The following is a 12,589-nucleotide window of genomic DNA, read 5'->3' on the forward strand; positions in this document are numbered from 1 at the left end:
ATAATGAACGATATTTCCAATACCACAACACTTCCGGAAGGACATCCGGTTCAAATTTACTTTCAGGAAAAGGACATTATTCAGGCACTTTTGGAAGAATTAACAACAACAAATCCTGAGGATGATTTTCAAAAATATACTAATATATTCAATCAGCTGTCTACTATTGAAAAACGATTTGCCCGAAAAGAAAATCAGCTTTTTCCGTTTTTAGAAAAAAAAGGATGGAACGGTCCTTCTCAAGGAATGTGGTCCTTTCATGATAATTTACGAGAGCAATTCCGTTTAATTCAGTACTATCTTAAAATGAATAATCCGGAAAAAATTATTGTGAATACTCCTTTTCTGGTCAATGGAATTACCAGATTGATGCAGATGGAAGAAACGGTTTTGTTTCCAAATGCGATAAATCTTCTTACCGAATCTGACTGGATTGAAATGCGCAAAGGCGAAGAAGAAATTGGCTGGATGCTGACAGAAACTCCTGCTTCTTATCCAAAACAAGAATACATTCACCCAAGTGAAGATTTTACGAAAAGAGAAATGTCTTTTTCACTCGAAAATACGGCTCATTATGATGAAGGTTACATGACAGTGGAGCAGGTAAATTTACTTTTCAAAACAATGCCGTTAGATCTGACTTATGTTGACGAAAATGATAAGGTTATTTTCTATAATCGGGGAGAAGAGCGTGTGTTTCCAAGAAGTGCCGGGATTATTGGCCGTGAAGTAAAATTTTGTCATCCACCAAAAAGTGTGGGAACGGTTCTTAAAATCCTAGACGAATTTAGAAAAGGAACAAAAAACGAATCCTCATTTTGGATTAATTACAAAGAACGCCTGATTTATATTCGGTATTTCGCGGTCAGGGATGCTGATAAGAACTACAAAGGCGTCATCGAAATGTCACAGGATATTACTGATATCAAGAAAATAGAAGGCGAAAAAAGATTACTAGACTGGGAATAAAATATTTTTAAATAAAGATTAAAATGAACACAATCAAAATCGATTACAAAAACATCTACTACCCTCCAGGAGGTATTTTAATGTGGATTATTATTTTTCTGGAACTTCTTACTTTTGGGATGGCACTTGTTGCATTTGTTTACTACGGAAAAGAGCAACCCGAATTGTTTCATCAGGCAAGGTTGCAACTCAATACTACTTATGGAGCAGTAAACACTATTTTTTTGTTGACAAGTGGTTTCTTTATGGCCAATGCTGTGGTGGAGTTTAAAAACAATAACCGTTTAAAGTCGTCTATGTATTTTAAATTGACGATGCTTGGTGGAACGTTGTTTTTAATATTAAAGGCAGTAGAATACTATCATAAAATAGATGCGGGGATTTCATTGGATACCAACATGTTTTTTACTTTTTACTGGATGCTAACCGGCTTTCATTTGATACATGTTATTATGGGTTTAGTGATTTTAATTTGTACGAATTATGAAATAACCAAGAAAAATTCCGATATGGGCGTTGACGATGTCGAAGCCTGTGCTGCTTTCTGGCATATGTGTGATTTGATTTGGCTATTACTATTTCCTGTTCTTTACTTAATTTTTTAGAAAATGAAAAAAACACTTTTTATTACGTACGGATTGTTGATTTTATTGACGGTTTCAACCGCTTTGATCTCTAATACAATGACTGTTTCTCGCCTTACTATTATTTTAATTATGGGCTTATCGGTATTTAAATTTCTTTTGGTTTCTTTCAAATTCATGGAGCTTAACAAAGCAAATGCTTTTTGGAAAGTAAGTTTGATTTCGGTTTTAGGATTGATCGTTTTAGGGTTAATTTTGTAAAATAAATTCTTAAAAAAAGGTGGAAAACATGACAAATGTCATAATAAAGGATAAAAGTGTCTTTTATTTTTGTACTATCAATCACGATAAATTTAACACCTGATTATTATGGAAATCACATTTAATTTTAACAAACGGAGTAGGGTAATAGCTACCGCTTTTTTTGTAGCCCTCGGTCTATTTTCATGTTCAAAAATTGAAGAAAAAGACGCGGCATATTATGAGCGTATTACGGTAGAAGGTCAAACTACAGCTGAACTGACTGCACCACCTTTTGTACCTAAACCAGTGGGCGATCGTGCCGCTACGAAGTTGGTTGTGAACATGGAGATTAAAGAACAAGAGGGCGAAATGCTTGATGGTGTTAAATATACCTATTGGACCTTTGGGGGATCAGTTCCTGGAAGTTTTATAAGAACTCGAGTTGGTGATGAGGTGGAATTTCATTTGAAAAATCACCCAGATAATAAAATGCCGCATAATATAGATTTACACGCGGTAACTGGACCAGGTGGAGGAGCAACCTCTTCATTAGTGGCACCGGGACATGAAAAAGTATTTAATTTTAAAACGTTGAATCCGGGTCTCTATGTATACCATTGTGCTACAGCTCCTGTTGGGATGCACATTGCAAACGGTATGTATGGTTTGATTTTAGTGGAACCAGAAGGTGGTTTACCTCCAGTTGATAAAGAATACTACATCATGCAAGGCGATTTTTATACCAAAGGAAATTATGGAGAACAAGGCGCTCAACCTTTTGACATGAATAAAGCGATTAAAGAGCAGCCGGATTACGTAGTATTTAATGGAAAAGTTGGGGCGTTAACAGGTGACAAAGCATTAACCGCCAAAAAAGGGGAAACGGTACGTATTTATATGGGTAACGGTGGACCAAACTTAGTTTCTTCGTTCCACGCAATTGGTGAAATATTTGATAAAGTTCATGTAGAAGGTGGAGATTTAATTAACAAAAATGTCCAAACAACTTTGATACCCGCTGGTGGCGCTGCAATAGTTGAATTTAAAGTGGAAGTTCCCGGTACGTTTATATTAGTAGATCACTCCATTTTTAGAGCTTTCAATAAAGGGGCACTGGGGATGTTGAAAGTAGAAGGTGATGATAACAAAGCAGTCTACTCTGGAACAACACAAGAAGGGATTTATTTGCCAGAAGGAGGTACCATACAGAATATGCCTAAAGTGAAAGGTAAAACTCAAAACGTTGCGGTAAAAACTGTAGCTGAACATGTGAAAGCAGGGAAACAACTATACGGACGAACCTGTCTCGCCTGTCACCAAGCCGAGGGGCAAGGTATTCCCAATGCATTCCCTCCACTAGCCAAATCAGATTATTTAAACGCGAATGCTGACAGAGCAATTAATGCTGTTTTAAACGGACTGAGCGGAGAAGTTACTGTAAATGGAAAAAAATTCAATAGCGTCATGACCAGTCAAAATTTGACGGATGATGAAGTCGCCAGTGTGTTGACTTATGTGTATGATAGTTGGGGAAACAATAAAACGGTAGTAACGCCGGCAATGGTTAAAACATTGAGAGGAAAAGTAGCTCCAAAAGCAAAAGATATTCATGAATAAAAACAGGATTTAATCCTAACTCAAACAAGTATTTAACAATAATTACAATAATATGAAAAAGTATATTTTATGCATCGGAATGATGGGATTGGCTGTACAGGGATATAGCCAAAACGCTGTAAATGGAAAAGGAATTTATGCAAAAACGTGTATCGCTTGTCACCAAGCTGCCGGGCAAGGAATTCCGGGTGCTTTCCCTCCTTTAGCGAAATCAGATTACTTAAATAAAGATGTGAATCGCGCCATAAAAGGAGTCGTAAAGGGATTAAAGGGACCAATTACTGTAAATGGTAAAAAATTTAATAGTGCCATGCCAGCACAAGCATTAAGCGATCAGCAAATAGCGGATGCCATGACTTATGTTTACGCTAGCTGGGGAAATAATAAAACCAAGGTTACACCAGCAATGGTAAAAGCTCAAAGAAAATAATTCGTACAGCTTAAAAGAAATTAGCCATGTCACATATGAAAAAATTTTTGCCAATATTTTTATTTCTTATTACTGCATCGCTATCGTCTCAAGTTGTTAAAATGGCTTCTATTGAAAGGGGGACTTATGTCCCTCTTTATGGAGTTAAAAGTAAAAAACCAGTACAAGTTGACGCTTTCAACATGGATGTTTTTCCGGTGACCAATGCTCAGTTTTTGGAATTTTTAAAGAAATATCCAGAAAACAGCCGCTCCAGAATGAAAGGTATTTTTGCAGATAAAAGCTATTTATCGCATTGGGAAAGTGATTTTAATTATGGCTCCGCCAATTTAAGTACTGCACCGGTAACCAATGTTTCTTGGTTTATAGCTAAAAAATATTGTGAATGTCAAGGAAAACGATTGCCCACCATGGACGAATGGGAATATGCTGCCATGGCCGATGAAAAACGAATTGATGCACGTACTAAAGAACGCTTTAATTCTTACATCATGGCTTGGTATGAAAAGCCACAAACTTTTGCGAATCCAGTTGGTAGCACCTTCAAAAATTATTGGGGTGTTTATGATATGCATGGATTGGTATGGGAATGGACAGCTGACTTCAACAGTATTTTTCTTTCCGGGGAATCCAGAAAAGATAAGGATACGGACCAGAATCTTTTTTGCGGAAGCGGTTCTGTCAATGCTACCGATTTAATGAATTATGCCGCTTTTATGCGTTATGCTTTCAGAGGAAGTCTTAAAGCACGATTTACTACTAAAAACCTCGGTTTTCGATGTGCGAAAGATAAAAAGTAGCGCTCAAAATCAACTCAAATGACAACAGAAATGAAATCATATAATCACAATTCCAGCTTATCTAAACAGGCATATCTTTCAAAGATAAAAACTAAAATAAACAGCTGTAAAACGCTTTTTTTAGGATTCCTTGTCATTCTTTTATCACTTCAATCCTGTGTTAATAAATCAAAAGCGGAAACTGTAGACAAACCTATTTCGGATTTATCGATTTACAATCTGCCTTCAAAATGGACCAATGAAGAAGGTGAAAATCTAGAGATGAAAGATTTGAAAGGAAAAGTGCTGGTTATGGTAATGATTTACACTTCTTGTAAGGCTGCTTGCCCAAGATTAGTGGCTGACATGCGTAATATTGAACAAAGATTACCGAATAACATTAAGGATAATGTGACATTGGTTTTAGTGAGTATCGATCCTGCTGTAGATACGCCCAAACGTTTGAAAGAATTTGCTATTGAAAATAAAATGAACGGTTCACAATGGGTTTTCTTACGTTCATCAGAAGAAAATACAAGAGAATTTGCAGCGGTTTTGGCTGTGAATTATAAAAAAATAGCGCCAATGGAATTCTCCCATTCCAATATTATAAGTGTATTTAATGCTGATGGGGAATTAGCCTATCAACAGGAGGGTTTAAGTATCAATTCAGACCAAACCATTCAAAAAATTACTGAGGAAGCGCAAAAAATAAATTAAACATGAAACTATTTAAAATAATTGGTTTGTCATTTTTAGGAATGGTAAGCATGGGGACGTATGCCCAAGAGTTGGATGTAAATCTGCAACTCAGACCTCGTTATGAATACCGAAACGGTTTTAAAAGCCCAATGCCAAACGGCGAAAAGGCAACCTCATTTGTATCGCAACGTTCCCGATTAAATTTTAATTACAAGCAAGAAAAATTAAAAGCCAAATTGACTTTTCAGAACATTCGTACTTGGGGGGATGTAGCAACAACAACACAGGTTGATAAAAACGGAATTGCCTTATTTGAGGCTTGGGCACAATATGATTTTGATACTAAATGGAGTGCGCGCTTTGGCCGCCAAGTAATTTCGTATGACAATCAGCGTATTTTTGGGGAAATTGATTGGGCACAACAAGGACAAAGCCATGATGCTGCTGTGTTTTCTTTTCATTCTAACAACCATCAACTGGATTTAGGATTGGCACTGAATGCTACGGCAGAAAATTTATTGGAGCCGCAAACTGCCTACACGACTAACTACAAATCCTTGCAATATGCATGGTACCATACGCATTTAAGCAAATTAAATTTGAGTTTATTGTTTTTAAATACCGGATATCAGTTTGAGAAATCAATTGGTACTTTAGAAGTCGATTTTAAACAAACTTTTGGAACGTATCTTACTTTTAAAAATAAAAAATGGGATACAAATTTAGGTTTGTACGGACAAACTGGAAAAAGCGATGGTAAAAGCGTAGGCGCTTGGTATGCTGGTGTAAATCTTGGATATGCAGTTACCCATACATTTAACGCGGAATTAGGATATGAATATCTCTCGGGCAAAAACCAAAACGATGGCAGCTCTACTATAAAATCATTCAATCCTATTTTTGGAACTAATCACGGGTTTAATGGTTTTATGGATTATTTTTATGTAGGGAATCACGTGAATAGCGTTGGATTGCAAGATGGTTATTTGAAATTGAAGTATACCCAAAACAAATGGCAATTTAATGTAATCCCCCATGTATTCTCCGCACCAAATACGGTTTTAGACGCCTCTAATAAAAAAATGGAACGTTATTTAGGAACGGAAGTTGATGTTAATGCATCTTATACCCTTCAAAAAAATATTATTGCTTCGGCTGGGTATTCCCAAATGTTTGCTTCAAAAACGTTAGAAAGGTTGAAAAATGTTGCAGATGCTGCCAATACTAACAATTGGGTTTGGGTAATGGTCTCTTTTAGTCTCAATTTATTTACTTTAAAATAAATTTTGTATTGCAAATAACTTCATTGAACTACAATTATTACGTTGAATTTAAAACTTAAATCCGTCAACTGTTCAACGTTTATTTTAAGAAGTTAAATTAAGAGTAGAATATAATTCTATTATTTCTAGATTACTGATCTTGTACGGGATGTTTTGTATGGCAAAACAATAAATTACGTAAAAACAGATTAAACAAAAGGAGGCTGACATTTTAATGACAGCCTCCTTTTATTTTATTTATGCAGAATTTATATTTTGAATATTCCGCCCACGGCGATTATTCTCTGCAGAAAGAAAAAATCCTGTGAAGCACTATCTTCAATGCTCTGTGTTGTTCTAATATCTTGCATGTTGATGTAACCTCCTTTAAGTTCTCCCTGAATATAAAAGTGCTTGAAAAAAGTAATATTCAAACCTGCTTTTAATGAAGTTCCATAACCTGAAACATGAAAATCATCATGGCGTTCCTTTCCTAATAAAGTTGTATTAGTTTTTGGATACAAAAGACCAAAACCTACTCCTTCCGTTAAATTAATTTGTATTTTGTCGGTGTTTTCAATTTTAAAAATAGAGGAAATATCATCATGTCGTGAAAATTCAGTATTTACATAATTCAAACCATCGGTGTGTTCATACATTAGAAACTCTTCGGTCAATAGCACCTGATTGTTGGGCAATACCTCATTGTATGATCCGGGATTAGGATAATAACCGTCGATATTTACGGCCTTATTTTGCGTCATCACATATTTCATGTGGTCAACGCCTATTGCAACACTATAATGGTCATTTATAAAATAGCCCAATCTAAAATTAGTTTGTGGAATGGTCATTCGGGATGGATTGATATAGTCTACGTGCCATCCCTTTGGTTTGTCATGTGCCGGTACATTCTCTAAAGTAAAGTTGTACTCTTTACCCTGAAAAGTAATATCAGATTTAGAGTAATTGTCTCTATTTCCTCCCCATGAAACAAAAAATTTCCCTTTGTTATGAGCGGTATATCGATCTTGAATTGTTGTTTTTTCCTGTGCAAGTATAGTATTAGTACATAGTACAATTAGGAAAGCGGAATATAAATAAAAATGCTTCAATGAATTTGGGGCCTAAAGTTAAAATGTATTTATTGTTTTTCTGATGGCTACTAACTTGGTCATTAAGGACTCAAAATAATCCAAATGCAACATATTAGCACCGTCACTTTTTGCGTTAGCAGGATCAAAATGAGTTTCTATAAAAATCCCGTCCACGCCTACAGCAATTCCTGCTTTGGCAATGGTTTCAATCATATCAGGCCTTCCTCCGGTTACACCAGCCGTTTGGTTGGGTTGTTGCAGGGAGTGTGTAACATCAAGAACAGTAGTGGCATACTGTTGCATCGCAGGAATTCCTCTAAAATCAACAATCATATCTTGGTATCCAAACATGGTGCCTCTATCTGTGATCATCACGTTTTCATTATTACAATCCAATACTTTTTGAACCGCATGTTTCATACTTTCGGGACTCATAAATTGCCCTTTTTTCAAGTTAACGACTTTTCCAGTATTGGCAGCAGCCATGACTAAATCGGTTTGACGTACTAAAAAAGCCGGAATTTGTAATACATCAACATATTGAGCTGCCATATCCGCATCTTCATTGGTATGAATATCGGTAACGGTGGGAATTTTAAATGTTTCGGAAACCTTTCGAAGGATTTTCAATGCTTTTTCGTCGCCAATTCCTGAAAAACTATCAATTCTGGAACGGTTTGCTTTCTTGAAAGAACCCTTAAAAACGAAAGGGATTTGTAATTTATCAGTAATGCCAACTAATTTTTCAGCAATTCGCATTGCCATTTCTTCCCCTTCAATGGCACAAGGTCCAGCCAGCAGAAAGAAATTGCCACTGTCCGTGAATTTAATTTGTGGAATATGTTGTAGGTTCATAATATGATTTTTTTTAAAGGTGCAAAGGTAGTTATGATTTACGATTTACTATTTATGATTTGCGAATAATTTCTTGGATAAAATTTTTATTTGGAGCTTTTTCCTGCTGTACGTTTCAATCTCCCGAAAAAAGACGGGAGGATTTCCTCTGCCATCAGGGCTAGGAATTTAGTTTACCCGGATATTCGGGGATTCAAAAACTATTGTTTTTTTAGTGAAAGTCCCACAGGAACCATCAATATTCCTTTTTCATAGATGTTCACGTAAAGTTGAATCGGTTTTTTTTGTCCTTTCCACTTTAATTCATAAACATCCAAAAAACCGGCACCTAATTCACTTCTTTTAGTGGGAAACGGACAACAGTTTTCTAATTTGGTATATGTTATTGCTTCACCATTAGGCCCAGCAAGAGCATTAAAAAAACGCTGCTGGTTGATGGTTTCGTTTGTCGTATTATTAAAGAATATATTGACAGGATAATCTTTGTCATATCCATATTTTTTGTCTTTACTATATACAGTAATCACAAATACATTGTCTTGGGAAAGCGTAAGATTTGGTGCGTTATCATCCGTATTTTTCAAAGTAGATTGTGTACTCGAACAAGAAGCCATACTCATTAGCAAAGCAATAAAAAGGATTATTTTTTTCATATTTAAGGTAAATTTATAATGTCAAAACTTAAACTGCACCTTTTAATTGAAAAAAAGTACTTTGACACAAATATAAACAGAACTTTAGACCTTAGTGCCAGTTCCTACTATAAATATAGGGCCTATTTTTATCGAATGTAACATTTCTCACATTGAACAAGCTAAATGCTTCTTATCTTTGTACAAAAACAATATGGATATTATTTTTCAAACATGGTCCTGGTACATTTCTGGGTTTTTGATTGGTATGATTATGCTTTCGTTAATTTATTTTGGGAAGTCTTTCGGAATGTCGTCTAATTTGCGTTCCCTTTGTTCCATGGCAGGTTTAGGAAACCGAGTAGCCTTTTTTGATTTTGATTGGAAAGCACAACGCTGGAATTTAGTAGTCGTTCTAGGCGCTATGTTAGGTGGTTTTGTTGCAGTTCATTATATGAGCGATGCTTCAAATGTGGCTATTAATCCTAAAACAATTTCAGAATTAGCGCAACTTGGCATCGATGCGCCAAACGGAAAATTAATTCCAGAGGCTCTTTTTGGAACCGCTATTTTAGAATCTCCAAAAAGTATTTTTATACTGCTTATAGGTGGGGTTTTGATAGGTTTTGGTTCTCGTTATGCAGGCGGTTGCACTTCTGGACATGCTATTTCAGGCTTGAGTAATTTACAAATTCCTTCTTTGAAAGCTGTGATTGGTTTTTTTATCGGCGGGTTGATAATGGTGCATCTTTTATTTCCATTACTATTAAAATAGGAGTTGCAAGGCAATAATAATGATCTTAATTTTATAATAAAAAACATGAAAAATATAATAAAATATTTACTGGTTGGATTTGTTTTTGGAATTGTCCTGACTAAATCAGAAGCCGTTTCCTGGTATCGCATTTACGAAATGTTCCAATTTCAGTCCTTTCACATGTACGGAATTATTTCGGTGGCTATTTTGACGGGAATTATTGGTATTCAAATCATAAAAAGGAACAATATAAAAGATATAAAAGGAGAAGCCATACATTTCCCAAACAAAGAAAAAGGCTCTGCTCGGTATTTGATTGGCGGATTATTTTTCGGATTGGGTTGGGCACTGGTCGGTTCCTGTCCGGGTCCTATCTTTATTTTATTGGGCGCGGGTTTTTGGACCGTTTTGATCGTACTGTTCGGTGCTCTTTTAGGAACGTATCTCTATGGATTATTAAAAAATAAATTACCTCATTAATCAGAAGACCGCTGTCATTAAACTAGCATTCTTGTATGAAAATGCTAGTTTTTTTTGTTTAATTTCAAAATGCCGGTAACAATTAAGTATTGTGCAGTTAGATAGGTTGCCATAATCAGGAATGAGCTGTTTTGTAGCGGCGCATAAAATTTATCAAATGCCAAAATACTATCCGAAGCAGCAAAAATTAGAGCACCAATTAAAATATAGATTCTGGCAGGTTTTTGCCAATTTAAAAAACCTTTCAGCGCAAATAATAACATAATGGAAATGGTGAGGGCGTAAACAAAAACAGGGATTTTTAAGTTACCCAAACTTGGTAATAAAATTAATACCATTACGATTAAATAAAAGGTAATTGCAGTAAAGCCTACCCAGAAAATGATTTTACTTTTCTTTAAATAAATTTTTAATTGTTTGCTGAACAGTATAATATATGAAATATGCGAAAATAGAAAGGCAATTAACCCTGCAGTAAAATATATTTCTCCTTGGTCAGGAATCAGCAAAATAACATCACCAATCCATGACAAGGTCAAAGCAGTTAAAAGAATTTTTTTGGTTATAAATCTTTCGTGTACATAAACTGCCAGAATTAGAAACGGCATTAAAAATGGTTTCAAAAACCAGGCAATTTCTTCACTTCCAAAAAGAATTATCAAAAGATAGACAAGACTAAACCCGATGAAATTCTTTAATATTAGGTTGCTTTTCATAGTTTCTTTCAATATTGAGCTACAATCAGTATTTCATTTTCAAAATGGCTGTGGACAAAATATCGGGTTACAGCCAATTATTAGTAAGAAAATTGGCATTACAAAAACTAAAATTTTGCCACATTCTTCCATAATAACATTTTTATTTATTCAAATATAGAATAAAAGAGAATGTTTTTGAATTATTCACCGTAAATTATTTCTCAAAGGAAAGTTTAATCATTCTTATATTATCTCAGCATTTAATCCTGCTTCTAATAATTGGGTGCATTGTGGTTTTAATTTTTCGTAAGGACCCGTTTTCACAATACACTTCCCATTATAATGTACAATTAAGGAACATTGTTCTGCTTGTTCGGGAGAATGTTCACATACGCGAATTAAAGTGTCAATGACATGATCAAAAGTATTTACATCATCATTGTACACCACGATTTCATTGTCTAAACTTATAGCTTCTTTAAGGCTAACTCTTTCTCTTACTTTTTCTTTAGTACTCATTTTGGAGGTTTTTGTACTTTCGTAATTAATAAAAAAATAGTACCACTAATTTACATATTTTAAAGATACCCAATTGTTTCTTTCAAATTTTTTAACATAAGTTAATCCTTTTTCAGTACAAGAAGCATCTATAAATGGTATATCTTCCTGATAGAAACCGCTTAAAAGTAGTGTTCCATGAGGATTTAAACTATCAACGTAATGCTGCATATCGTTTAATAAAATATTCCTGTTGATGTTAGCTATAATCAAATCGTATTTTCTACCTTTTAGTAATGCTGCTTCGCCTTCATAAACAGTAATGTGCTTACAATTATTGCGCTCTGCATTTTCTATGGAATTCAAATAACACCAATTGTCAATATCTATTGCGTCAATTGGTTGCGCACCTTTCATCTCGGCAAGTATGGCTAAAATAGCAGTTCCGCATCCCATATCTAGCGTTTTCATGCCGGTAACATCTATTTCTAATAAATGCTGAATCATCATGTGAGTAGTCTCATGGTGACCTGTTCCAAAACTCATTTTCGGTTCAATTATAATATCAAATTCGGCGTCCGTTTTTGAATGAAAAGGAGCTCGTACATGGCAATTTCCTTCAACATCTATCGCTTCAAAATTCTTTTCCCATTCCTCATTCCAGTTTACCTGCTCGATTTCTTCAAAGGTGTAATCAATTTTAAACTCCTCTGATTGTAAAATATGAATATCATCAAGAATCATTTCGTCCCACAAATCTTTTTGAACAAAAGCCGAAATACCGGTTTCAGTTTCCGTAAAACTCTCAAAGGCTCTTTCTCCTAATTCTGCGATTAATATTTCTGAACCCAATTCTTTAGGATCAATAGTAAAATGATAGCCGATATAAATGTTTGACATGCTTCTTTTTTTTGCAAAGGTAGTGATCACTATTTAAACGGCATTTGTAAATCAAATTTTATTTTACATTTGCATCATAAATACAC

15 protein-coding genes and 1 pseudogene are annotated in these 12,589 nt (G+C 34.9%); 10 read left to right on the plus strand and 6 right to left on the minus strand.

Features of this window, described 5'->3' with window-relative positions; genetic code table 11:
- The first annotated feature begins 3 nt into the window (after nucleotides 1-3).
- The 8 genes and pseudogenes from ACNQGJ_RS09085 to ACNQGJ_RS09120 all read left to right on the plus strand — a co-directional run bounded on the left by ACNQGJ_RS09085 (nucleotide 4) and on the right by ACNQGJ_RS09120 (nucleotide 6,607).
- Nucleotides 4-969, plus strand: a complete 966-nt coding sequence (locus ACNQGJ_RS09085; RefSeq protein WP_417972514.1) for a DUF438 domain-containing protein — start codon at nucleotides 4-6, stop codon at nucleotides 967-969.
- 23 nt (nucleotides 970-992) lie between these two features.
- Nucleotides 993-1,574, plus strand: a complete 582-nt coding sequence (locus ACNQGJ_RS09090) for a cytochrome c oxidase subunit 3 (protein ID WP_417972513.1) — start codon at nucleotides 993-995, stop codon at nucleotides 1,572-1,574.
- Nucleotides 1,575-1,577: 3 nt separating this feature from the next.
- Nucleotides 1,578-1,814: a cytochrome C oxidase subunit IV family protein gene (locus ACNQGJ_RS09095; RefSeq protein ID WP_417972512.1), complete on the plus strand. Its 237-nt coding sequence runs from the start codon at nucleotides 1,578-1,580 to the stop codon at nucleotides 1,812-1,814.
- Nucleotides 1,815-1,922: 108 nt separating this feature from the next.
- Nucleotides 1,923-3,413: a copper-containing nitrite reductase gene (gene nirK, locus ACNQGJ_RS09100; RefSeq protein ID WP_417972511.1), complete on the plus strand. Its 1,491-nt coding sequence runs from the start codon at nucleotides 1,923-1,925 to the stop codon at nucleotides 3,411-3,413.
- A 124-nt stretch (nucleotides 3,414-3,537) separates the two neighbouring features.
- Nucleotides 3,538-3,843: pseudogene (locus ACNQGJ_RS09105) on the plus strand (c-type cytochrome); the annotation flags it as partial.
- 35 nt (nucleotides 3,844-3,878) lie between these two features.
- Entirely contained in the window at nucleotides 3,879-4,643 is a 765-nt protein-coding gene (locus ACNQGJ_RS09110) for a formylglycine-generating enzyme family protein (RefSeq protein WP_417972554.1), read from the plus strand.
- A gap of 18 nt (nucleotides 4,644-4,661) precedes the next feature.
- Nucleotides 4,662-5,342 carry an SCO family protein gene (locus ACNQGJ_RS09115; RefSeq protein WP_417972510.1) on the plus strand — a complete coding sequence of 227 codons (681 nt, stop codon included), beginning with the start codon at nucleotides 4,662-4,664 and terminating at the stop codon, nucleotides 5,340-5,342.
- 2 nt (nucleotides 5,343-5,344) lie between these two features.
- Nucleotides 5,345-6,607, plus strand: a complete 1,263-nt coding sequence (locus ACNQGJ_RS09120) for an alginate export family protein (protein WP_417972509.1) — start codon at nucleotides 5,345-5,347, stop codon at nucleotides 6,605-6,607.
- 248 nt (nucleotides 6,608-6,855) lie between these two features.
- Here ACNQGJ_RS09120 and ACNQGJ_RS09125 read toward each other — a convergent pair whose 3' ends face one another.
- The 3 genes from ACNQGJ_RS09125 to ACNQGJ_RS09135 form a co-directional block, all read right to left on the minus strand.
- Entirely contained in the window at nucleotides 6,856-7,701 is an 846-nt protein-coding gene (locus tag ACNQGJ_RS09125; RefSeq protein WP_417972508.1) for a hypothetical protein, read from the minus strand.
- Between the two features lie 18 nt (nucleotides 7,702-7,719).
- A complete protein-coding gene (gene kdsA, locus ACNQGJ_RS09130) occupies nucleotides 7,720-8,538 on the minus strand; it encodes a 3-deoxy-8-phosphooctulonate synthase (RefSeq protein ID WP_417972507.1) in 819 nt (272 codons plus the stop codon).
- A 200-nt stretch (nucleotides 8,539-8,738) separates the two neighbouring features.
- A complete protein-coding gene (locus tag ACNQGJ_RS09135; RefSeq protein WP_417972506.1) occupies nucleotides 8,739-9,191 on the minus strand; it encodes a 2-dehydro-3-deoxyphosphooctonate aldolase in 453 nt (150 codons plus the stop codon).
- Nucleotides 9,192-9,384: 193 nt separating this feature from the next.
- Here ACNQGJ_RS09135 and ACNQGJ_RS09140 point away from each other — a divergent pair, with 193 nt between their 5' ends.
- Both ACNQGJ_RS09140 and ACNQGJ_RS09145 read left to right on the plus strand, forming a co-directional pair.
- Entirely contained in the window at nucleotides 9,385-9,945 is a 561-nt protein-coding gene (locus tag ACNQGJ_RS09140) for a YeeE/YedE family protein (protein ID WP_417972505.1), read from the plus strand.
- A gap of 45 nt (nucleotides 9,946-9,990) precedes the next feature.
- The gene (locus tag ACNQGJ_RS09145; RefSeq protein ID WP_417972504.1) at nucleotides 9,991-10,407 is read left to right on the plus strand and encodes a DUF6691 family protein; all 417 of its coding nucleotides are present in this window, start codon (nucleotides 9,991-9,993) and stop codon (nucleotides 10,405-10,407) included.
- A gap of 44 nt (nucleotides 10,408-10,451) precedes the next feature.
- On the opposite strand, the gene ACNQGJ_RS09150 is transcribed toward ACNQGJ_RS09145, so the two are convergent.
- The 3 genes from ACNQGJ_RS09150 to prmA all read right to left on the minus strand — a co-directional run bounded on the left by ACNQGJ_RS09150 (nucleotide 10,452) and on the right by prmA (nucleotide 12,503).
- On the minus strand, nucleotides 10,452-11,123 hold the full coding sequence (locus ACNQGJ_RS09150) for a lysoplasmalogenase (protein WP_417972503.1): 672 nt from the start codon (nucleotides 11,121-11,123) through the stop codon (nucleotides 10,452-10,454).
- Nucleotides 11,124-11,348: 225 nt separating this feature from the next.
- Nucleotides 11,349-11,624, minus strand: a complete 276-nt coding sequence (locus ACNQGJ_RS09155; RefSeq protein ID WP_417972502.1) for an ATP-dependent Clp protease adaptor ClpS — start codon at nucleotides 11,622-11,624, stop codon at nucleotides 11,349-11,351.
- A 45-nt stretch (nucleotides 11,625-11,669) separates the two neighbouring features.
- Nucleotides 11,670-12,503, minus strand: coding sequence for a 50S ribosomal protein L11 methyltransferase (gene prmA, locus ACNQGJ_RS09160; RefSeq protein ID WP_417972501.1), 834 nt, complete (start codon nucleotides 12,501-12,503; stop codon nucleotides 11,670-11,672).
- Nucleotides 12,504-12,589: the final 86 nt, after the last annotated feature.

This window comes from Flavobacterium cryophilum, from assembly GCF_048286555.1.
Classification (GTDB): Bacteria; Bacteroidota; Bacteroidia; order Flavobacteriales; family Flavobacteriaceae; genus Flavobacterium.